Origin of the sequence: Gordonia sihwensis, from assembly GCF_029632925.1 — a bacterium.
Classification (GTDB): Bacteria; Actinomycetota; Actinomycetes; order Mycobacteriales; family Mycobacteriaceae; genus Gordonia; species Gordonia sihwensis.
Genome location: NZ_CP121248.1, coordinates 1,022,794 through 1,043,364, shown reverse-complemented (window position 1 = coordinate 1,043,364; position 20,571 = coordinate 1,022,794). Strand labels below are relative to the sequence as shown.

The 20,571-nt window shown below is 66.7% G+C and carries 16 protein-coding genes, 1 pseudogene and 3 CRISPR repeat arrays (1 of these 20 only partly in view); of the genes and pseudogenes, 16 read left to right on the top strand and 1 reads right to left on the bottom strand.

The window, feature by feature from the left end; translation table 11 throughout:
- Positions 1-2,271: a CRISPR direct-repeat array (repeat unit 28 nt; unit sequence GTGCTCCCCGCGCGAGCGGGGATGGTCC) (it extends 3,310 nt beyond the left edge of the window).
- Positions 2,272-2,406: 135 nt separating this feature from the next.
- The 3 genes from P5P27_RS04995 to P5P27_RS04990 all read left to right on the top strand — a co-directional run bounded on the left by P5P27_RS04995 (position 2,407) and on the right by P5P27_RS04990 (position 4,434).
- Positions 2,407-3,294 carry an IS5 family transposase gene (locus P5P27_RS04995; protein ID WP_278126670.1) on the top strand — a complete coding sequence of 296 codons (888 nt, stop codon included), beginning with the start codon at positions 2,407-2,409 and terminating at the stop codon, positions 3,292-3,294.
- A gap of 19 nt (positions 3,295-3,313) precedes the next feature.
- A CRISPR array of direct repeats spans positions 3,314-3,648; the repeat unit is 28 nt; unit sequence GTGCTCCCCGCGCGAGCGGGGATGGTCC.
- Positions 3,649-3,839: 191 nt separating this feature from the next.
- On the top strand, positions 3,840-4,178 hold the full coding sequence (locus P5P27_RS20755) for an EndoU domain-containing protein (RefSeq protein ID WP_423201244.1): 339 nt from the start codon (positions 3,840-3,842) through the stop codon (positions 4,176-4,178).
- 10 nt (positions 4,179-4,188) lie between these two features.
- On the top strand, positions 4,189-4,434 hold the full coding sequence (locus P5P27_RS04990) for a hypothetical protein (protein WP_278126668.1): 246 nt from the start codon (positions 4,189-4,191) through the stop codon (positions 4,432-4,434).
- Between the two features lie 77 nt (positions 4,435-4,511).
- On the opposite strand, the pseudogene P5P27_RS04985 reads toward P5P27_RS04990, so the two are convergent.
- Positions 4,512-4,711, bottom strand: a pseudogene (locus P5P27_RS04985) (transposase); the annotation flags it as partial.
- Between the two features lie 555 nt (positions 4,712-5,266).
- Here P5P27_RS04985 and cas3 point away from each other — a divergent pair.
- From cas3 to cysE, 13 genes are all read left to right on the top strand, one after another.
- Entirely contained in the window at positions 5,267-8,050 is a 2,784-nt protein-coding gene (gene cas3, locus P5P27_RS04980; RefSeq protein WP_278126666.1) for a CRISPR-associated helicase Cas3', read from the top strand.
- Positions 8,047-9,636, top strand: coding sequence for a type I-E CRISPR-associated protein Cse1/CasA (gene casA / locus P5P27_RS04975; protein WP_278126664.1), 1,590 nt, complete (start codon positions 8,047-8,049; stop codon positions 9,634-9,636). Before cas3 ends, casA begins: the two co-directional genes overlap by 4 nt.
- Positions 9,633-10,259 carry a type I-E CRISPR-associated protein Cse2/CasB gene (gene casB, locus P5P27_RS04970; protein WP_006897196.1) on the top strand — a complete coding sequence of 209 codons (627 nt, stop codon included), beginning with the start codon at positions 9,633-9,635 and terminating at the stop codon, positions 10,257-10,259. The genes casA and casB overlap by 4 nt, the downstream gene beginning before the upstream one ends.
- On the top strand, positions 10,216-11,457 hold the full coding sequence (gene cas7e / locus P5P27_RS04965; protein WP_278126661.1) for a type I-E CRISPR-associated protein Cas7/Cse4/CasC: 1,242 nt from the start codon (positions 10,216-10,218) through the stop codon (positions 11,455-11,457). The genes casB and cas7e overlap by 44 nt, the downstream gene beginning before the upstream one ends.
- Positions 11,454-12,155 (top strand): type I-E CRISPR-associated protein Cas5/CasD, encoded by a 702-nt coding sequence (gene cas5e / locus P5P27_RS04960; protein ID WP_006897194.1) that lies wholly within the window; start codon positions 11,454-11,456, stop codon positions 12,153-12,155. The genes cas7e and cas5e overlap by 4 nt, the downstream gene beginning before the upstream one ends.
- Complete coding sequence (cas6e, locus tag P5P27_RS04955; RefSeq protein ID WP_278126659.1) at positions 12,156-12,827, top strand: type I-E CRISPR-associated protein Cas6/Cse3/CasE; 672 nt, start codon at positions 12,156-12,158, stop codon at positions 12,825-12,827.
- A gap of 1 nt (position 12,828) precedes the next feature.
- Complete coding sequence (gene cas1e, locus P5P27_RS04950) at positions 12,829-13,806, top strand: type I-E CRISPR-associated endonuclease Cas1e (RefSeq protein WP_278126657.1); 978 nt, start codon at positions 12,829-12,831, stop codon at positions 13,804-13,806.
- Entirely contained in the window at positions 13,800-14,147 is a 348-nt protein-coding gene (cas2e, locus tag P5P27_RS04945) for a type I-E CRISPR-associated endoribonuclease Cas2e (RefSeq protein WP_341338032.1), read from the top strand. The genes cas1e and cas2e overlap by 7 nt, the downstream gene beginning before the upstream one ends.
- A 94-nt stretch (positions 14,148-14,241) precedes the next feature.
- Positions 14,242-16,516: direct repeats of the CRISPR family, unit length 28 nt; unit sequence GTGCTCCCCGCGCGAGCGGGGATGGTCC.
- A 350-nt stretch (positions 16,517-16,866) separates the two neighbouring features.
- The gene (locus tag P5P27_RS04940) at positions 16,867-17,484 is read left to right on the top strand and encodes a biotin transporter BioY (protein WP_006897190.1); all 618 of its coding nucleotides are present in this window, start codon (positions 16,867-16,869) and stop codon (positions 17,482-17,484) included.
- Complete coding sequence (locus P5P27_RS04935; protein ID WP_006897189.1) at positions 17,477-18,175, top strand: energy-coupling factor ABC transporter ATP-binding protein; 699 nt, start codon at positions 17,477-17,479, stop codon at positions 18,173-18,175. The genes P5P27_RS04940 and P5P27_RS04935 overlap by 8 nt, the downstream gene beginning before the upstream one ends.
- Positions 18,172-18,768, top strand: coding sequence for an energy-coupling factor transporter transmembrane component T family protein (locus tag P5P27_RS04930; RefSeq protein WP_278126654.1), 597 nt, complete (start codon positions 18,172-18,174; stop codon positions 18,766-18,768). Before P5P27_RS04935 ends, P5P27_RS04930 begins: the two co-directional genes overlap by 4 nt.
- A 269-nt stretch (positions 18,769-19,037) precedes the next feature.
- Positions 19,038-19,976: a cysteine synthase A gene (gene cysK / locus P5P27_RS04925; RefSeq protein ID WP_278126652.1), complete on the top strand. Its 939-nt coding sequence runs from the start codon at positions 19,038-19,040 to the stop codon at positions 19,974-19,976.
- Complete coding sequence (gene cysE, locus P5P27_RS04920) at positions 19,976-20,557, top strand: serine O-acetyltransferase (RefSeq protein ID WP_006897186.1); 582 nt, start codon at positions 19,976-19,978, stop codon at positions 20,555-20,557. The genes cysK and cysE overlap by 1 nt, the downstream gene beginning before the upstream one ends.
- Positions 20,558-20,571: the final 14 nt, after the last annotated feature.

Here is a 20,571-nt window from a genome sequence, read left to right as displayed (position 1 = left end):
GCGGGGATGGTCCTCTCACGTTCCTCGGCGTGGTTGGTCTCCGGAAGTGCTCCCCGCGCGAGCGGGGATGGTCCGGTGAGCGACGACAATAGCGCCACCACCGATACGTGCTCCCCGCGCGAGCGGGGATGGTCCCATCTTCATGCTGCTGATCCGCTTCTGCGACTCGTGCTCCCCGCGCGAGCGGGGATGGTCCCGTGCCGACGACGCCGGCGTCGGTCTGCTCGGCGTGCTCCCCGCGCGAGCGGGGATGGTCCCAGGACCTCGTCGCCGAGCGCGATCAGGTCGATGTGCTCCCCGCGCGAGCGGGGATGGTCCCGTCGTCAGCAGGTGCATGAGGCGGGCATGGCGGTGCTCCCCGCGCGAGCGGGGATGGTCCCAACGGCGAGCCTGGCTTCTGGGACATCAGTCTGTGCTCCCCGCGCGAGCGGGGATGGTCCCGTTCGTCAACTAATCGCCTAAGACCGACATTCGTGCTCCCCGCGCGAGCGGGGATGGTCCCCTGGTGGTCAATTCGGAAACGAGCGACTGTCGGTGCTCCCCGCGCGAGCGGGGATGGTCCCGACATGGCCGCGAACGACGCGGTCCACGCACCGTGCTCCCCGCGCGAGCGGGGATGGTCCCCGTACCAGAATCCGACAGGGCGCCAATCGTTTGTGCTCCCCGCGCGAGCGGGGATAGTCCGTAGACGCTCAAAGCCTGAGCGAACACCCGCTCGTGCTCCCCGCGCGAGCGGGGATGGTCCCTGTATCGGCGGCACGGTTGGCCGGGAGTGTTTGTGCTCCCCGCGCGAGCGGGGATGGTCCTTCCGATTACCTAGAATGTCTGGAATAGCAATTGTGCTCCCCGCGCGAGCGGGGATGGTCCATTCAGCTTGGTTATGCGCTTGCTGTTACGGCTGTGCTCCCCGCGCGAGCGGGGATGGTCCGTCGATTTCCTTGTTGAATACCGACTCGAAGAAGTGCTCCCCGCGCGAGCGGGGATGGTCCCGAAAAACCAGTCTCGCGAGCGCGCGTACGTGTGTGCTCCCCGCGCGAGCGGGGATGGTCCGGTCACGACCATTGCTCCCGAGACCGTCGAATTGTGCTCCCCGCGCGAGCGGGGATGGTCCTTGGGCGCAGGTTGCGCCATCCCGGGGAACCACGTGCTCCCCGCGCGAGCGGGGATGGTCCGCCTACCCGTTCCCGTTCCCAGCATCCTCATCCGTGCTCCCCGCGCGAGCGGGGATGGTCCGTTCAGACTGTCGCCGGCCTTGCGCATCGCCGTGTGCTCCCCGCGCGAGCGGGGATGGTCCGTGCGTACTGCGGCCACAGATCCGACTGAGGGTGTGCTCCCCGCGCGAGCGGGGATGGTCCCGCGTGGCACGCCTCTCCGTGGGTGCTCTATGTGTGCTCCCCGCGCGAGCGGGGATGGTCCCTGCGACAACGCGCCCGCCCCGCAGACGCAACCGTGCTCCCCGCGCGAGCGGGGATGGTCCCTTGTCGGTCGGGTTGTCCATAGCCGGCATTCTGTGCTCCCCGCGCGAGCGGGGATGGTCCCGTGCCCGAACCCACTCGACCATCTGATCGTCGGTGCTCCCCGCGCGAGCGGGGATGGTCCGTTGCGGGCGGCGTCTTTCCACATGGGTTGACCGTGCTCCCCGCGCGAGCGGGGATGGTCCGGCCCGTAGACGAGACGATACCCGCGTCAGGCAGTGCTCCCCGCGCGAGCGGGGATGGTCCTGTACGAACCTGGCGCTTACCGTCTTTGTCGAGGTGCTCCCCGCGCGAGCGGGGATGGTCCGAAGTGGCCCAGCATGTCCGACGCGCCGTTCCTGTGCTCCCCGCGCGAGCGGGGATGGTCCGTCGGAGTATGGCCGTCGGTGGTCATCGAACCCGTGCTCCCCGCGCGAGCGGGGATGGTCCCAAGGCGCAGACCCTGTTCGTGGGCGAGAAGCAGTGCTCCCCGCGCGAGCGGGGATGGTCCACGAGCGCCGACACCGTCGACTTACGCTGATCGGGTGCTCCCCGCGCGAGCGGGGATGGTCCCCATCTCCTCGACCAGACGGGGAAGGTGATGGCGTGCTCCCCGCGCGGGCGGGGATGGTCCGGCTCAGATCACGTTCAAGGCCCGCCGCACGAGGTGCTCCCCGCGCGAGCGGGGATGGTCCGTCGCCGACACGCTCACCGACGCGGCGGAGCTTGTGCTCCCCGCGCGAGCGGGGATGGTCCCGGCGGCGTGGCGTACACGAACAAGGCGATCGAGTGCTCCCCGCGCGAGCGGGGATGGTCCTCAGTGATCACCTACTCCACTAGGTTCTGTTACGAAAGTGGCTGGTGTGGTGTCGGCGTGTCTGCGTGCATGACGGGAGGCCTCCGCGCTAACGCAGTTGGTGTCTAATCATCAACGCTCGCAGGGAGGCCTCCCATGGCCACCGTATCGGCATCAGCGCGCCATGACCTGACCGACAGGCAGTGGACGGTTCTCGAGCCGCACCTTCCAACCCCGCCCAGACGCGGTCGACCCCGCCAGTATTGTCTGCGAGCGCTGATCGACGGGGTCCGCTACCGAACTCGCATCGGCTGTCCGTGGCGAGACGTTCCAGACCGTTACGGCCCGTGGTGGCGGGTGTCCGTCTTGTTCACTCAATGGCAGGTCGCCGGAATCTGGGCACGAATCGATGCCGAACTACGCGCCGATGCTGCCGCCTCAGATCGACTGTCGTGGCAGGTCAGCGTTGATTCGATGACGTCCAGAGCTCATGCGCACGCCGCAGGCGCTCGCGCCGACAGCCTCGAGAAGGTGCCCGACGAACCGTCCAATCACGCGCTCGGACGATCCCGCGGCGGCTGGTCGACGAAAACCCATGTCGCGATTGATCAGCACCGCGGAGTGCTCTCCTTCCTCCTGACCGCCGGCCAGTGCGGCGACAGCCCCGAGATGATTCCCGTTCCGGAAGGAATCCGAGTCTGCCGCGCCGGTCCCGGCCGACCACGGTCTCGCCCCGACCGGGTCCTCGCGGACAAGGCCTACTCATCGAAGGCCAACCGGACCTGGCTGCGAACCCACCACATCAAGGCCACGATCGCTCAACCGTCCGACCAACACCGACACCGCAAACGACGAGGATCGGTCGGCGGACGCCCACCCGCGTTCGACTCCGAGCGACACAAGGACCGCCATACCGTCGAATGTGGCATCAACCAGCCAAAACAACACCGAGCCCGCGCAACCCGCTACGACAAACTCACCGTCCGCTTCGCCGCCACCATCGAAATCGCAAGCATCAATCACTGGCTCAGACGACTTTCGTAACAGAACCTAGGTAGCACGTAGTGCTCCCCGCGCGAGCGGGGATGGTCCCCTCTATCCGGGGTTGCCGGAACCTCCGGCCGAGGTGCTCCCCGCGCGAGCGGGGATGGTCCCAGCGTCTCGGTGTTCCGCGGTACCTCGATCCCGTACTCCCCGCGCGAGCGGGGATGGTCCCGTCACCGGCGCACCTTTGGTAGACCGCGCTGAGTGCTCCCCGCGCGAGCGGGGATGGTCCGCCGCAGAAGGGCGAGGATACCGGGGCGAGCTCGTGCTCCCCGCGCGAGCGGGGATGGTCCGCGGGACTACGACCACTGCGATCCCGGCGCCCGGTGCTCCCCGCGCGAGCGGGGATGGTCCTGAGTAGGCGCCTCCCATACGTCGTACAGGCGTGTGCTCCCCGCGCCTGATGGACCGGCCAGGCAGGTCTCGCACCGTTCGCGGTGGCGCGGACATCACTCGACCGAAGGAAGCGCGCAGACCTGTGACTCAGGGAGGATCTACCCGGGGGCGGCGGTCGCGTCCCTCCGAACAGGTGGAACCCTGGGGGCATGGACGTGCCGGAGGAGTACCCGCCGTTGGGCGATGGTTCCTCGATTCCCTTCACACCGCGCAATGCTCCGATGCCGACTGTTGGAGATATGCGCAGGGTGTTGCACAAGCACCGGCACGGATCGACTGTTCCGAAGAAGTCGCACTTCCCGCGGTCGTGGTCCGATCAGGACATCGAAGACGCGTTGGAGTTGACTGTTCGCACGCCGGACCGCGTGACCAGGTGCGGAGACAAGCTCCAGTTCACTCGGGAAGTCGACGGTGTGGAGGTTCGGGTGATGATCAGAACCGATCCACCGGGACCGCGGTTCTGGTCCGGATACCCAGCGCGAGGATAGACTCGTGAGCATGGACATCGAGGAGTTCGCGACCACGCTGGTGCGCCGTCATGGCACCGCGCTTGACGCCGCCTCCCGAGACATGGCCACAGGTGCCCTTGACGCTGGCGAGTTCGAAGTCGCGGCGATCATCGTCGCAGAGGACGCTGCGGACGTCTCGGCTGAGGAGATGGAGCAGTTGCTGGCGCTGTCCGCCGACTTCGATGAGCAGGACGTCGTGGTGGTGCGGAACATCGCGCGTCGCCTTGCATCCTGAGTTATCCACAGCATGCGGATATCGGTAGTTACCCCAATGCCTTGATGCGGTTTCAAGGGGTCGACGCAACACTGCTGTTAGTTGGTGGTGATTAGATCACGCAGACGCTCGGCAGGGGTATCCCAGCCGAGCGTTTTGCGTGGGAACCGTTGAGTTCGTGGGCGACGTGCTCGAGATCGGCAGGACTGTAAACGCTCAGGTCGGTGCCCTTGGGGACGTACTGCCGGAGCAGGCCGTTGGTGTTCTCGTTGCTCCCGCGCTGCCAGGGGCTGGCGGGGGGGGGTCGCAGGAGTCCCCGATCCTGGACCGGCTCCCGCTGATGCCGATCGAAGGCAACGCGTACGCGTACGACCAGGAGCAGACGCTGCCCGGTGTCGCGTTCTGTGGTGTCAGCGAGGCATACTCCGAGTCGACCGGCACGTTCAAGTTCTCCCCGCGCGAGCGGAGAGGGACGGAAGCGGACGCTGCCGCTATGCATCCGATACCTCCGGCCCAAAGCCGCAGCCAGTCCCGTTACGGAGAACGGCCGCTGAGCTCGACGATCCTCTACGCAACACGCACGGAACCCCCTTCTCCCTGCGGAAGTTAGCGAAGCCTAATACGCTGATGTTCGGTTGAACGTGACTTCAACCAAGCCCTCTTCAGGGATGATCCTTGAGTACTTGCGTTCGGCAGACTCAGATCAAGGTGATCCCCGCCAACGCGGGGTCCGGGAAGCGAGGGTTCGGCACGCCGCGGCAGGCCGAACCCTCGCTAACGCAACTCACTTTAAAATTGAGTACTTTCTTTCGGACTAGTTGCCTCCGTCACACCCACCTGCTAAACCTGACTCATGCCTAGCAAAGCACTCGGGTCGGACATTTCCGCCGCGGTCGTCGGCCTCTCCGACGCCGCGCGGTCGTTGTGGGCCAAGTCCGACTACACCGAAGGCGTCGAGTGGCTGCCGCTCTATCAGCACATGGCCGACGCGGCCGCCGTCGCCGGGATCCTGTGGGACGAGTTCCTTCCGAACGCAGTGAAGCGGGAGGTCGCAGCGGCGCTCGGCGACGACGCTGACCTCGCCCGTCGGATGCTCGTATGGCTCGCAGCATCACACGATTCAGGCAAGGCGAGCCCCGCGTTCTGCGTACAGGTAGAACACCTGCGGGGGAAGGCCGAGGACGCCGGACTGCCGTTCCACCCGTCTGTCTGCCGGAACCGGTCGGCCTTGCCTCACTCGATGGCCGGCTACCTCATCCTGAGAGATCGTCTGACACGCACACACGGTCTGGGCAAGCGGGAGGCTGCAGCACTGGCGGCCATTTCCCTCGGCCACCACGGCACCTACGCTACCCCGCCACCCCACTACGATGGCGGCAGCGTCGAACTCCTCGGCACCGGCACGCAATGGGAGACGGTTCAGCGAGAACTCGTCGCATTCACTGAGACCCTCGCCGGCTTGACCACTGAGGATTTCACTGAACTCGGTTCACGCCTCATCCCCCAAACAGCGGCGGTCGTCGCGACCGGGCTCACGATCATGGCGGACTGGATCGCCTCCAATTCCGACTCGTTCCCCCTGCGTACCAGCCCTCGCCCTGCACATGCAGCAACCGACGCTATGCGCGCCCTGAGGCTTCCTCCGCCGTGGTCAGCCGACCTCCCGGACGACAACGAACTCTTCGCCGCCCATCTCGAACTTTCCGCGCCGAGACCGCTTCAGACTCGCTTAGTGGACCTCACCAGGTCCATCGAACGTCCGGAACTGATCATCATCGAGGCGCCGACCGGCGACGGGAAGACGAAGGCCGCGCTCGGCGGAAGCGAGATCCTCGCCGCACGGTTCGGGCTCGGCGGCGTCCTGTTCGCGCTCCCGACGCAAGCGACGTCCGACGGGATCTTCGGCACCGTGCGCGAATGGCTCGATCTGATTCAAGGCGACGACGATGTCTCTCTCGGCCTGGCCCACGGAAAGGCACAGTTCAACTCCGACTTCCAGGCCGTGCCGCGCATGTCCTCGGTGTTCGACGACAGTCGAGACGGCCGCGCTGTGGCTCACTGGTTCCTCACCGGCCGCAACAAGCTCGCGACCATGTCGGACTTCGTCGTCGGCACGATCGATCAGCTTCTGCTCGGGGCACTGTGCGCCAAGCACGTGGTGCTCAGACACCTCGGAGTCGCGGGAAAGGTCGTTGTCCTCGACGAGGTCCACGCGGCCGACCACTTCATGCGCCAGTATCTGTGCCGCATGCTTACTTGGCTCGCCGCATACGGAGTGCCCGTCATCGCTATGTCGGCCACTCTCCCACCGTCGATCCGTCACGAACTGGTCAGTGCGTACAACGACGGGCTCGGCAGGCAGACTCCAAAACCCGCAAACGATGCCACCTACCCACGGCTCACATGCACGTCAGACAGCGGATCGACAGTGATCGCGGTGCCCTCGTCTGGGCGCAGCTCACGGTTGACGATCGATGAGCTGCCAGGCGATACAGACGAAATCGCGGACGCCGTACTCACGGCGGCTATGGGCGGCGGAAACATCGCCGTCGTCTGCGACACCGTTCGTCGCGCCCAGGACCTCTATCGTCTGTTGACCGACATCGTGCCACCGGAGGTTGAGATCGACCTCTTGCACTCGCGGTTCCTCACTCCGGACAGGATGCGGAAGGAGCAACGTCTCCGAGAGCGGCTCGGACCCGACGCCGAACGGCGCGACGGTCCGTTGATCGTGATCGCGACCCAGGTCATCGAGCAGTCGCTGGATATCGACTTCGACGCCATGTTCAGCGACATCGCACCGATCGACCTCCTGATCCAGCGCGCCGGTCGACTGCATCGTCACGGTCACAAGGACGCCTCCCGACCGTCGGCACATCAGACCCCACGGCTTCGGATCACCGGAATCGCACGCAGAGACGACGCGGCACCGGAATTGGACGCCGGCTGCCGGGCCGTCTACGGCAAGTCCGCGCTGTTTCGCTGCATCGCCACACTCGACGAGCACTTCGCCCGTCATGACGTGATCGTCAGCCCGGACCATGTCTCCGGTCTCGTCTCGCACGCATACGAATCGGTGACCGCACCGCCCGGATGGGAGACCGAGTGGGAGGACGCCGAGGCATCTGCTGACGAAGTACGCGCCAAGAAGGCACAGCGCGCACGCTCGTTCTTGATCCCGGCACCGGCCAAACGCCCACTCGTCGGCTGGGCCGATCAAGCTGCGCTCGCATCCGACCCCACAGGCGAACGCAGTGTGGCACAGGTCCGGGACTCGGAGGACACGATCGAAGTTGTCGTGATCCAACGGATGGCCGGCCGCCGCATCATTCCCGAGTGGGCGACGGAGATGGCAGGCGAAGACGTTGATTTCGCAACCGTCATCGAAGACGACATCGCGCGCGCCGCCGCGATGAACACTCTCCGACTCCCCGGATTCCTGGGCTCGGCCGGGATCGGCGACGCACTCATCGCTGAACTCGAAGACAACTGCATCGACACCTGGCAGAACTCACGCTGGCTTCGAGGCGTGCTGCCCCTAGTTCTGGACCGCGATGGAAACGCCGAACACGTCGACCATCACTTCCACTACGACGACGACCTTGGGCTGGTCGTCACCCCATTGGAGAAACTATGACTGAACCGAACTTCAATCTGGTCGATGAGCCGTGGATTCGCGTGCGCCTCTGCGACGGCCGGCCCGACACGGTCTCGCTCCGAGCGCTCTTTCACCGCTGCACTGAAATCCGGCGCATCGCCGGTGAACTCCCGACACAGGACTTCGCGATTCTGCGCATCGCGCTCGCAGTGATGTACCGAACGCTGGGCACGGACGAAGAGATCCATGACGTCTGGACCTCCGGTTCGCTACCGCTGGATCGCATCGACGAATACCTCGACCAGTGGCACGACCGCTTCGACCTCTTCCATCCGACACAACCGTTCATGCAGGTCGCTGGGTTGCGGAGTACTTCCGGCGACACTAAGCCGCTGGGCATTCTGATTCCCGACTCGCCGGGCGACGACAGCCTCTTCACCATGCGGCGAGACGTTGCATCGTTGCCGTTCGCCGAGGCCGCACGGTGGCTCGTCCATTGTCAGGCCTACGATTTCGACGGCATCAAGACCGGTGCGGCAGACGACCCTCGGACCAAGGGCGGGCGCGGCTATCCCATTGGCATCGGCTGGGCCGGATGGCTGGGCGGGCTGTATCTCGAGGGTCGCGATCTCCGGGAGACTCTTCTCCACAACTGGGTGCCTGACAATGATCATCTGCAGCGAGATCGTGCATTGTGGGAGCTCGAGCCGCTGACGCCTGAGCCGCGGCCGGCATCGGCGATCGGGCCGTTCGGTCCCGCGGGTCTGTTCACCTGGCCGATCCGTCACATCAGACTCTTCGCGGACGGGGACCACGTGACCCGAGTGCTGATCTGCGTCGGTGATCCGATCGCGAAGGCGTTCCAGTACGGGATCGAGCCGATGACATCGTGGCGTTACAGCGATCCTCAGACGAAGAAGGAGAAATCGCAGACCCCGTTGTACATGCCGCGCGCTCACTCCCAGGAGAGGTCGCTGTGGCGCGGACTCACCGCACTCCTGCCGTCGCCCAGGCCGCAGCAGGACAAGAACGGCGTGGTCTTGGCCCATCCGTCGACGATCGTGGCACGCCTCGGCGAGCGCGTGTCCATCGGTGACATCCCCAACAGCCTCGTCGACGTCGTATCCGTCGGCGTCGAGTACGGCGCGCAGATGTCGAGCTATTCGGAGATCTTCACCGACAGTCTCGTCGTCTACCCGGCGATCGCCGACCCCGAGGGATCCGCGTACGCCTGCGTCATCGACGCCGTCAAGCGCGCCGACGACGCGGTCAGCGCGTTGGCGCGACTGGCGGGCGATCTCGCCGTCGCCGACGGCGGCGAACCGGCCGGCGCCGCATCGGCCGCGCGGTCCGCCGCGTACGCCGCCCTCGACCAACGCTTCCGGGACTGGATCCGATTCGTCGACAATGATCGCGACAGCGAAGAGCTGTCGCAGGCGTGGTACGGACTGGCCCGCGACGCACTCTCCGATCTCGCTGACCAACTCCTCGATTCCGCCACACCGCGATCACGCGCAGTCAGAACCGTCGACGGTCGACAGGTCTCGGCCGGCACGTCGGCCAACTGGTTCCGGTACAACCTGCTCAAACATCTCCCCGACGCCCGAAAGGACGATGCGAAATGACCGATGGCACCGAAGCCCGAGAGCGGTACGGCATCAACAGGCATGTGGCCAAGCGCGCCGCCGACCTCTACGCGGGGGCCCGCAGGAACAGCGGCCCGGCCGTGGCCGCGTTCGCCAAGCTCCGGCGAGCGGCGACCAGCCAGATCGGCGAGGATCCCGCGGCCTGGCAGGTCGCCTTTCTCGGGTATCCGACGCCGGACGGCGATTTCCCGTTTCCCACCTTCGACGAACAAGCCGTCTACGACGCACTCCGGCTGTATGCGCTCCACCAGCAGTCGAAGAACGAGCCGATGCACGTCGACGGCCCCTCCTTCGGTACCGCCCTGAGCCGGCTCGCCCACACCGAGTCCTCCGACGGCCCCAGCGAACCGGTGCTCAAGCGCTTCAATGCACTGGTTACCGCAGACAGTCCGGAGGAGACCCGATGGCATCTGCGGAGTCTCGTCGGCCAACTCCGCGCCCACGGGATCCCACTGGACTACGGCCGTTTCGCCGATGATCTCGCTGCCCTGGCCGGCAAGCAACGCAAGGGCACCGCCCCCGGCGAGTCCAGGCGCAGAGTGCAACTCCAGTGGTCTCGTGACTTCAGCCGCACTCCCCAAACCACCGCCGAATCTGTTTGAACACGTCCCTCGAATAACAGGAGAAACCATGTCCCTCTTCATCGATTTTCATGCCATCCAGGCCGTCCCGCCGTCGAACATCAACCGCGATGAGGACGGCAGTCCCAAATCCACTGTGTTCGGCGGCACCCGACGTGCACGCGTCTCGAGTCAGGCGTGGAAGCGTGCGATGCGACACGACTTCGACAGTCACCTCGACCAGACCGAACTCGGCGTACGGACTCTCCGAATGATCGATCAGATCGCTGCCCGCATCACCGACCGCGACCCGTCCATCGTCGGCGAAGCCGCCGAGAAGCTCGCGGTCGATGTGCTCACTGCCAGCGGTATCAAGGTCGAGAAAGTGAAGCCCCGCAAGTCGGACCCCGACCAGACCGAGTACTCGAAGACCGGCGCTCTCCTATTCCTCAGCAATCCGCAGATCGACGCACTCGCCGACCTCGCCGTGCGGTCGGAGGGAAAGGTCGAGAAGAAGGAAGCGAAGGCGGTTCTCAACCGCGGCAACTCGATCGACCTCGCGCTGTTCGGCCGTATGGTGGCCGACGCTCCCGACGTCAACGTCGACGCCGCCGCACAGGTGGCGCACGCCATCGGCACCCACACCGTCGTTCCCGAATTCGACTACTTCACCGCCGTCGACGACAAGCAGTCCGAAGACAACGCGGGTGCCGGGATGATCGGCACCGTCGAGTTCAACACGGCCACCCTGTACCGCTACGCCACGGTGAATGTCTCGCTCCTACAGGAGAATCTGGGCTCCGCTGACGCTTCCGCACGAGGAGTAGAGGCCTTCGCTCGTGCCTTCATCCGGTCGATGCCGACCGGCAAGCGCAACACTTTCGCCAATAAGACCCTGCCGTCGTTCGTGCTCGCAACGGTCCGCACCGACGAGCCGATCAATTTCGCTGCGGCATTCGAAGAAGCGGTTGAGCCCGTACAGGCACAGCATCGTCCCGCGCGGGCCGCCGGAACGGACCCGGTCAAGCTCGAGGGAAGCCTGACACAGCGGTCGATCACTGCGCTGGTCGATGAGGCCCAGCGCGTCTACGAATCCTTCGACGCCGCGCCCGAGTCGGCGTACGTCCTGTCGACCAAGTACGTCGACGGACTCGACGACTTCGCGCAGGCGGTGTCGATCAGCGAGTTGGTGTCCGCGCTCGGCGACAAGGTCCGCGACCAGTTGGACAGCCGACAGTGAGCACTCTGCTTCTGGAACTCGCCGGGCCGCAGCAATCGTGGGGTGACTCGAGCCGGTTCACACAACGGCAGACGAGACCGGAGCCGACCAAGAGCGGGGTGGTCGGACTGTTCGCTGCGGCACTCGGTCGGCGCCGCACCGACCCCATCGAAGATCTGGCCGCCCTGACCTTCGGAGTCCGGACCGACCAGCCCGGCCGGCTCGAGCGCGACTTCCAAACCGAGATCGATTGGCGGAACGGCAAGTCGAGGCCTCTGACGCATCGCTACTACCTCGCCGACGCACGATTCCTCGCCGCTGTCGAAGGTCCGCGTGAATTGCTCGACGGTCTGGCGGAGAGTCTGCGCCATCCGACGTTTCCGCTCTACCTCGGCCGGAGGGCCTTTCCCCCCGCAGGGCCATTGCGCGGTCGGATCGTCGAGGCTTCAGTGAAGGAGGCGCTTGCGACGGCGCCGTGGGTGGCAAGCGCTCGCCACCGCCGGCTTCAGGGTGCAACGGTTCATCTGCCGGTCGTCCGCGACGCCGGTCCGGGAGACGATGTCGCGGAGTCGGTCCGCGACTACCCCGTCAGCTTCGACCCCGAGCACCGCCGCTACGAGTGGCGTGACGTGGTTCATGATCTGGTGCCCGTCGACAATCCCGATTCTCAGCGTCCGGCGTCGCATCCGGACTGGCTGGCCGCACTAGGAGGCAGCTGAATGTACATGTCTCGAATCGCCCTCAATCATCGGCGACGTGGAGCTGTGAAGCTCCTCGGCAGTCGACACGCAATGCACGCGGCTGTGATGTCCGCGTTCGCGCCAGGGACCACCACGGAGTCGGCGGAGGGGCGCGTCCTGTGGCGTGTGGATCGGCGCGATGACGCGGTAGACCTGCTGATCGTCAGTCCGTCGGAACCCTGCTTAGTACACATCGGCGAGCAGGCGGGGTGGACCACCGGATCACCGTGGGCCACACGCGACTACACGACCTTTCTGGAGTCGTTGTCCGCAGGAGAGGAGTACGTGTTCAGGCTGACCGCCAACCCGACTCACCGAATGACCGCCGACGACGGGCGGAAACAGATCGTCGGACACGTCACCTCGGCGTATCAGCGGCAGTGGTTCAAAGAGCGCGCCGAGCGCCACGGCTTCGAACTCGTCGCGAGCGCCGCCGACGACGTCGAAGACCCTCGGGAGGAGCTGGTAGTGAGCGAACGCGACACCGCAGTCTTCCGACGCGGCCAACGGCAGGTGACCCTGGTGACCGCCTCGTTCGAAGGACGTCTGCGCGTCGCCGACGCGGACCTGCTCCGCCGAGCACTCACTCACGGCATCGGACGCGCCAAAGGCTACGGCTGCGGGCTCATGACCTTGCTGCCGGCGAGCTGACATGGATATCCCCGGCGTTCGCCCGTCGCGGCCGAGTGAACTCGTTCGCGTGCAGGATCGACTCTCGTTCGTGTACGTCGAGCGCGCGACCATCGGCCGCGACGACAGCGCCATTACCGCGACCGACGATGCCGGCGTCATCCACATCCCGGCAGCATCGCTTGGCGCGCTGCTACTCGGGCCGGGGACTCGCGTCACCCATCAAGCGATGCTGCTGCTCGCCGACAGTGGGTCGACTGCTGTCTGGGTCGGTGAGCGCGGCGTTCGCTACTACGCGCATGGACGTCCACTCGGGCGAACCACCCGCCTGTTGGACGCGCAGGCGCGGGCCGTGACCAATACACGGTCACGGGTGGCCGTGGCGCGGGCGATGTACGAAATGCGATTTCCCGACGACGACGTGTCCGAGTGCTCCATGCAACAGCTGCGGGGGCGTGAAGGCGCGCGGGTGCGAGGTCTGTACCGGACCCATTCCGATCGCACCGGCGTCGAGTGGAATCGCCGAGATTACAAGCCGGACGACTTCGCGAGTTCCGACGTGATCAACCAGGCGCTGTCAGCGGCTCACTCGTGTCTCTACGGAATCGTGCACTCGGTAGTGGTCGCTCTCGGTTGCAGTCCGGGTCTGGGCTTCGTCCACACCGGTCACGACCGCTCGTTCGTTTACGACATCGCCGACCTCTACAAGGCTGACATCACGATTCCGGTGGCGTTCGACGTCGCCGAGACCATCGAGCGTGAGGGTCTTCCGGAGGACGACGTCGGCGGCATCACTCGACGGGCGGTACGCGACGCGGTGAAGTCCGGAGCGATTCTCACGCGCTGTGTGCGCGACATCCACACCCTGTTGCTTCCCGGAGACGATCGCGGCGATGCACGGGAGGATTACGCCGACGTCATCGAATTGTGGGATGACCGGCAGGGGAATGTCGTCGGCGGCACCAACTTCGCGCCCGAGGATATGGAACCGCCGTGGTAGTCGTCGTGCTCACGAGTTGCCCACCGAAGCTACGCGGTCATCTGACGCGGTGGTTGCTCGAGGTGAGTGCGGGGGTATACGTCGGTCACGTGCCCGCGCGAGTCAGGGACCTCTTGTGGTCGCAGATCATCGAGTACGTGAGCAACGGCAAGGCCATCATGGTGCACAGTTCAGATGGAGAACAACGGCTTGCGTTCAGAACTCACCGCCATGAATGGGAGCCCGTCGACCTGGATGGAATCACCCTGATCCGCCGCCCGACCGACAATGCGACCACGCGCGGCCGCGTCCGCAAAGGATGGAGCACAGCGTCGCAGATGCGGCGGCGTCGACGCGGGTAGACGTACATCAACGCTCCGCGCGCATTCCGCAGCACGACCGCGCAAAGTGATTCCAGAACAACTTCTCGAGTTACGTAGTCGCTGTTCAGGAAGTGTGCTCCCCGCGCGAGCGGGGATGGTCCGAAGTCCGCAATCCCCGACAGGGCGCCGCCGAGGTGCTCCCCGCGCGAGCGGGGATGGTCCCCGGGTGGCGTTGGAGCGGTTCGCGGTGTGCGAGTGCTCCCCGCGCGAGCGGGGATGGTCCGAAAGAGCCCCCGACATGTGACTGTCGGGGGCTGTGCTCCCCGCGCGAGCGGGGATGGTCCCCGCCGAATGTCATCGGCGTCGAGTCGCTGGCGGGTGCTCCCCGCGCGAGCGGGGATGGTCCCGCGACATCCTGTTGCCGTTAGCGGTGCGGGGGGTGCTCCCCGCGCGAGCGGGGATGGTCCTCGCCGGGTGCTCGTCGCAAGATGAAGGAAGCCGTGCTCCCCGCGCGAGCGGGGATGGTCCGGCAGGCGAGAAGCGGTCAGTATTCGAGGTGAAGTGCTCCCCGCGCGAGCGGGGATGGTCCGTTCGCTGACGGCGGTGTCGCGTCGGCGGCGGAGTGCTCCCCGCGCGAGCGGGGATGGTCCCACCGTGATCCTGGGCCTAACCACTGCAAAGGAGTGCTCCCCGCGCGAGCGGGGATGGTCCCGCGCCCAGGAGTACGAGGCTGCAGTCAAGGCGGTGCTCCCCGCGCGAGCGGGGATGGTCCCTACAAGCCGGGGCAGCAGTCGGGTGATACGACGTGCTCCCCGCGCGAGCGGGGATGGTCCCGCAGCGGCTCACTTCTCCGGTGGACAGGCTCCGTGCTCCCCGCGCGAGCGGGGATGGTCCCTTGAGCAGCAGCGGCGTGCGAAAGCTGAGAGGGTGCTCCCCGCGCGAGCGGGGATGGTCCCATTTATTGCGCTTGCCAGTATCAATACCGATAGTGCTCCCCGCGCGAGCGGGGATGGTCCTGTTCTCGCTGACGCGACTGTCGATGTGCTGGCGTGCTCCCCGCGCGAGCGGGGATGGTCCCTCACAAACAGGAGGAATTATGAACAAGTCCGGGTGCTCCCCGCGCGAGCGGGGATGGTCCCTGCTCGGCCGGCATAGCGCGGGTTCAGCAGGAGTGCTCCCCGCGCGAGCGGGGATGGTCCGTGCATCGAACGTGCCGCGGGCGTATGCCTCGAGTGCTCCCCGCGCGAGCGGGGATGGTCCGATGCGGTTAGCAAGGTCCGAATGCTCATACAGGTGCTCCCCGCGCGAGCGGGGATGGTCCGGCGTACGACGCCAAGATCTCCGCTCTGTCCGCGTGCTCCCCGCGCGAGCGGGGATGGTCCCGTCGATCCGGTACCGAGAGGCCCGGCGACGGTGTGCTCCCCGCGCGAGCGGGGATGGTCCCCATTGTTATCGGTACCGTCCGGATTCTCGCGTGTGCTCCCCGCGCGAGCGGGGATGGTCCCGTCTCGCATCCCAAAGATTAGGGATTAGCGAAGTGCTCCCCGCGCGAGCGGGGATGGTCCCGAACTCTAGGACCGCTTCACGGCTACCAGCGAGTGCTCCCCGCGCGAGCGGGGATGGTCCTGACTCAGCAGAAGATCAATGCGATTGGCCGAAGTGCTCCCCGCGCGAGCGGGGATGGTCCCCTCACAGAAGGGTCAAACAATGCCAGACATCCGTGCTCCCCGCGCGAGCGGGGATGGTCCTCGACGGCAGCCGCGTAACCCTCATCCGCCGGAGTGCTCCCCGCGCGAGCGGGGATGGTCCGTGTCCTGCGCAGGGGAGGTCATCACATACGGGGTGCTCCCCGCGCGAGCGGGGATGGTCGACTTCGTGTACACAGCTCCGCGGTGCTCCCCGCGCGAGCGGGGATGGTCCGGGTCTATTCAGTTGTGAGATTCAGAAGGTGATGCGCTCCCCGCGCGAGCGGGGATGGTCCCGTGTCATACACATCCTCCGGCTCACCGCTCGCGTGCTCCCCGCGCGAGCGGGGATGGTCCCGATGCCGCCGAGCACGCCGAAAGGTAGACACCGTGCTCCCCGCGCGACCGGGGATGGTCCCAGGGATTACAACCACCACCAAGGAGCACGACAGTGCTCCCCGCGCGAGCGGGGATGGTCCTGCCTCAGCTTGCTTCGTCAGCGCCGCATACACGTGCTCCCCGCGCGAGCGGGGATGGTCCGAAGCGCAACATCTCCGATGCCGAGTGGGACATGTGCTCCCCGCGCGAGCGGGGATGGTCCGCTGATCACCCATTGGATCGCGTTGCCCACGCCGTGCTCCCCGCGCGAGCGGGGATGGTCCCGGGTACGGGCGCTGGCCGAGCGTTGGGACGCCGTGCTCCCCGCGCGAGCGGGGATGGTCCCAACGCGAATCAGGTCACGATCGGCATCGAGGCGTGCTCCCCGCGCGAGCGCGGGATGGTCCTTCGAGCCGTGACAATGTCCTACTAGGTGATGTGTGCTCCCCGCGCGAGCGGGGATGGTCCCATCTGCAGGTAGTCGTTCTTCTGGACCTCGGCGTGCTCCCCGCGCGAGCGGGGATGGCCGTCAGAGCGGCACCGTGACGCCACCTCACCTCGGTCGCGAACTCCTCAATGTCCGCCCGACGAGGATATTCCTGCACCCGCCCACCCCACCCGTTTTCGCTCCCGCACCACGCTCCCGCCCAGCCCGCAATAGGTATCTGTGCCACTCGCCAAATACCCTTGACCCTGTGACGCACCTTTCCTCCGACACCGAAGGCCGCCGCTCGCGCTGGTCGCTGACCATCGCCGACCTGGCTCAGGCCGCCGTCTTCGCCGCGCTCATCGCGGTCCTCGGCCTCCCCGGACAGATCAATCTCGCCGGCGGAGTCCCGATCACACTGCAGACGCTCGGCGTGATGCTGGCGGGGGCGGTACTCGGACCGAAGAAGGGCACGCTCGCGGTCGTCATCTTCATGGTGCTGGCCATCGCCGGGCTGCCGATCCTGGCGGGCGGACGCACCGGCATGGTGGCGCTCGGCTCCCCGACCGCAGGCTACTTCGTCGGCTTCCTGCCCGCGGTGATCGTGATCGGCCTACTCACCGCGCTGATGATGCCGAAGTACAACATCGTGGCGGGCATCGTTATCAACCTCTTCGGCGGCGTCCTGATCATCTACGCGTGCGGCATCGTGGGCCTGCTCCTGCGCACCGACATGTCGCTGGGCGCGGCCATCGCCACCAACGGATCGTTCGTCGCCGGCGACGTGCTCAAGGCGCTCGTGACCGCTCTCGTCGCGGCCCCCGTGCATCGCGGCCGTCCCGGTCTCATCGCGCCGCTGCGGCCGTCGTTCCTCCGCCGTGCCTGAGCCCGCCCCGTCGTCGATCGTCTTCGACGGCGTCGAGCACGCCTTCGGCGACCGCGTGGTACTGCGCGGAGTGGACCTGGCCATCTCGCAACGCCGCGTCGGCATCGTCGGCGCCAACGGCAGCGGCAAGTCGACGCTGGCACGGATGATCAACGGGCTCGTCCTCCCCGACCGCGGGACGGTCACGGTCAACGGGCTCGACGTCCGCAAGAACAAGCGCAGGGTCCGGCGCGACGTCGGCTTCATCTTCTCCGATCCGGACCGGCAGATCATCATGCCGACCGTGGCCGAGGACATCGAGCTCTCGCTCTCGCGCATCGTCTCCGACAAGGCCCAGCGTCGCGCCCGGGCGCGCGAGGTACTCGCCGACTTCGGCCTCGACGGCCACGCCGACCAGCCCGCGCATCAGCTCTCCGGCGGCCAGAAGCAACTGCTCGCGCTCGCCGCAGTGATGGTGGTCGGACCGACCATTCTGGTGGCCGACGAGCCCACCACCATGCTCGACCTCCGCAACGCGCTCATGCTCCGGAGAGTGTTCGCCGACCTCGCAGAACAGCTGATCGTACTGACGCACGACCTCGACATGCTCGACGATTTCGACCGCGTGCTCGTCCTCGACGACGGCCGGGTGGTGGCCGACGACGAACCGGCCCCCGCACTCGCCTTCTACCGCGACCTGATGAGCCGATGATCGGCGTCTACGTTCCCGGCCGCTCCCTGCTGCACCGGCTCCCGGCGGGGTTCAAGATCGTCGCGCTGATGGCGTCGATCATCACGCTCGCAGTGGTGGTCCGAACACCGATCGCCGCCGGGATCGCCCTGGCGGGCACCGTCGCGACGTTCGCCCTCGCCTGGATTCCGCCCCGCCACGCCTGGTCGCAGATCAAGGGCGTGGTCTGGGTACTGGCGGCGCTCTTCGTCTTCCAGTGGATCATCACCGACGCCGCGCGAGCCTTCGTGGTGTGCGCGGTCCTGCTCACCTCGGTGGGGCTGGCCGCCGTCGTCACACTAACCACCCGGACCACCGACATGCTCGACGCGATCATCACCGGACTCTCCCCGTTGCGCCGGCTCGGCGTGCGGACCGACCTCATCGCCATGGCGTTCGCGCTCACCATCCGCAGCATCCCACTGATCGCCGAAGTGCTCGCCCAGGTGGACGAGGCGCGTCGCGCCCGCGGACTGCGCGCCGGCCCGCGCGTTCTCCTGGCACCGACGGTGCTCGCCGCCCTGCAGACGGCCGACGGCTTCGCCGAGACCCTCGCCGCACGCGGAATGGACTGACGAGCAGCCCTTCCCCGATCTGTCGGTCACCGCGGTCTGTTAGCCTTCAATCAGACGGCTTGACGACTTCAAGGAGGATGCGGTGGACCCCTTCCCGCACCTGTCGCGCGCCCTCTTCGCCCACTCGGTGTACTTCCTCACCGATCACTGTCAGTAGGGCTCATCGCACCGTGCCGTCCCGTTCTCAGGGTCGGCACCTGAGCACCGGATCCAGGCCATCAGTGCCTGCAAACCGACCCCTCACGGACCCATTTCGCAAAGGAAAAGTCATGTCTCCCACCATTTTCGACGACGTCACCGCTCTCATGGGCCGCACCCCGCTGGTGCGCCTCAACCGCATCACCGACGGCGTGGACGCCACGATCCTGGCCAAGCTGGAGTACTACAACCCCACCAACTCCGTGAAAGACCGCATCGGCGTGGCGATCGTCGACGCCGCGGAAGCCTCCGGAGAACTGCCCGCGGGCGGCACGATCATCGAGGCCACCAGCGGCAACACCGGCATCGCACTGGCGATGGTCGGCGCGGCGCGCGGCTACAACGTCGTCCTGACGATGCCCGAGTCGATGTCGAAGGAACGCCGCGCCCTGCTCCGCGCCTTCGGCGCCGAACTCGTCCTGACCCCGGCCGCCGAAGGCATGGCCGGCGCCGTCAACGCCGCGGAGAAGATCGCCGCCGAGCGCCGCGGTTCGGTCCTCGCCCGCCAGTTCGCCAACGAGGCCAACGCCGAGATCCACCGTCGCACCACCGCCGAGGAGATCTGGAACGACACCGACGGCGCGGTCGACGCCGTGGTGGCCGGCATCGGCACCGGCGGCACGATCACCGGTATCGGCCAGGTCATCAAGAAGCGCAAGCCCGAGATCAAGATCTACGCCGTCGAACCCGCCGAGTCGCCCATCCTCAACGGCGGCGCGCCCGGACCGCACAAGATCCAGGGCCTGGGCGCCAACTTCGTCCCCGACGTCCTCGACACCACCGTGTACGACGAGGTCATCGACGTCGACGTCGACACCGCCGTGAAGTGGGCCCGCCGGGCGGCCACCGAGGAGGGCCTGCTCGTCGGCATCTCGTCCGGTGCCGCGCTGGCCGCCGCCGTCGACGTCGCCAAGCGTCCGGAGCTCAAGGGCAAGACCATCGTCGTCGTGCTCCCCGACTTCGGCGAGCGCTACCTGTCGACGCTGCTCTTCGAAGGGCTGGTCGACTGATGTCCGAGCCGGTTCCGCTACTGCGCCTGCTGCGCGAAGATCTGCGCGTCGCGCAGGAGCGGGATCCGGCGGCCCGGTCGATGATCGAGGTCGCACTCGCCTACCCGGGAGTCCATGCACTCTGGTTCCACCGGGTGGCTCACCGACTGTGGAACTCCGGCGGGGCGGCGCGTCTACCCGCGCGCTTGCTCTCGCAGTTGGGCCGGTTCGTCACGGGCATCGAGATCCATCCCGGCGCGAGGCTCGGCCGCCGCATGTTCATCGACCACGGCATGGGTGTGGTGATCGGCGAGACCGCCGAGGTCGGCGAGGACGTCGTGATGTTCCACGGATCCACCCTCGGCGGCGTCAGCATGTCGAAGGGCAAACGTCATCCCACCGTCGGCGACCGCGTGCTGATCGGCGCCGGCGCCAAGGTCCTCGGTCCCATCACTCTCGGTGACGACGCGAAGATCGGCGCCAATGCCGTTGTGGTGCATGACGTTCCGGCCGGATTCGTCGCAGTGGGCGTCGCCGCGACGACACGGGCGGCCGGCGCACCGGTGCACGATCCGTACGCCGACCCGGCGATCTACATCTGATTCTTCCTGCTCAA

What these genes read in the sequence shown, in the direction of transcription:
- P5P27_RS04995 (WP_278126670.1), top strand. Translation starts at nt 2,407, where the DNA reads ATGGCCACCGTATCGGCATCAGCGCGCCATGACCTGACCGACAGGCAG.
- P5P27_RS20755 (WP_423201244.1), top strand. Translation starts at nt 3,840, where the DNA reads ATGGACGTGCCGGAGGAGTACCCGCCGTTGGGCGATGGTTCCTCGATT.
- P5P27_RS04990 (WP_278126668.1), top strand. Translation starts at nt 4,189, where the DNA reads ATGGACATCGAGGAGTTCGCGACCACGCTGGTGCGCCGTCATGGCACC.
- cas3 (WP_278126666.1), top strand. Translation starts at nt 5,267, where the DNA reads ATGCCTAGCAAAGCACTCGGGTCGGACATTTCCGCCGCGGTCGTCGGC.
- casA (WP_278126664.1), top strand. Translation starts at nt 8,047, where the DNA reads ATGACTGAACCGAACTTCAATCTGGTCGATGAGCCGTGGATTCGCGTG.
- casB (WP_006897196.1), top strand. Translation starts at nt 9,633, where the DNA reads ATGACCGATGGCACCGAAGCCCGAGAGCGGTACGGCATCAACAGGCAT.
- cas6e (WP_278126659.1), top strand. Translation starts at nt 12,156, where the DNA reads ATGTACATGTCTCGAATCGCCCTCAATCATCGGCGACGTGGAGCTGTG.
- cas1e (WP_278126657.1), top strand. Translation starts at nt 12,829, where the DNA reads ATGGATATCCCCGGCGTTCGCCCGTCGCGGCCGAGTGAACTCGTTCGC.
- P5P27_RS04930 (WP_278126654.1), top strand. Translation starts at nt 18,172, where the DNA reads ATGATCGGCGTCTACGTTCCCGGCCGCTCCCTGCTGCACCGGCTCCCG.
- cysK (WP_278126652.1), top strand. Translation starts at nt 19,038, where the DNA reads ATGTCTCCCACCATTTTCGACGACGTCACCGCTCTCATGGGCCGCACC.
- cysE (WP_006897186.1), top strand. Translation starts at nt 19,976, where the DNA reads ATGTCCGAGCCGGTTCCGCTACTGCGCCTGCTGCGCGAAGATCTGCGC.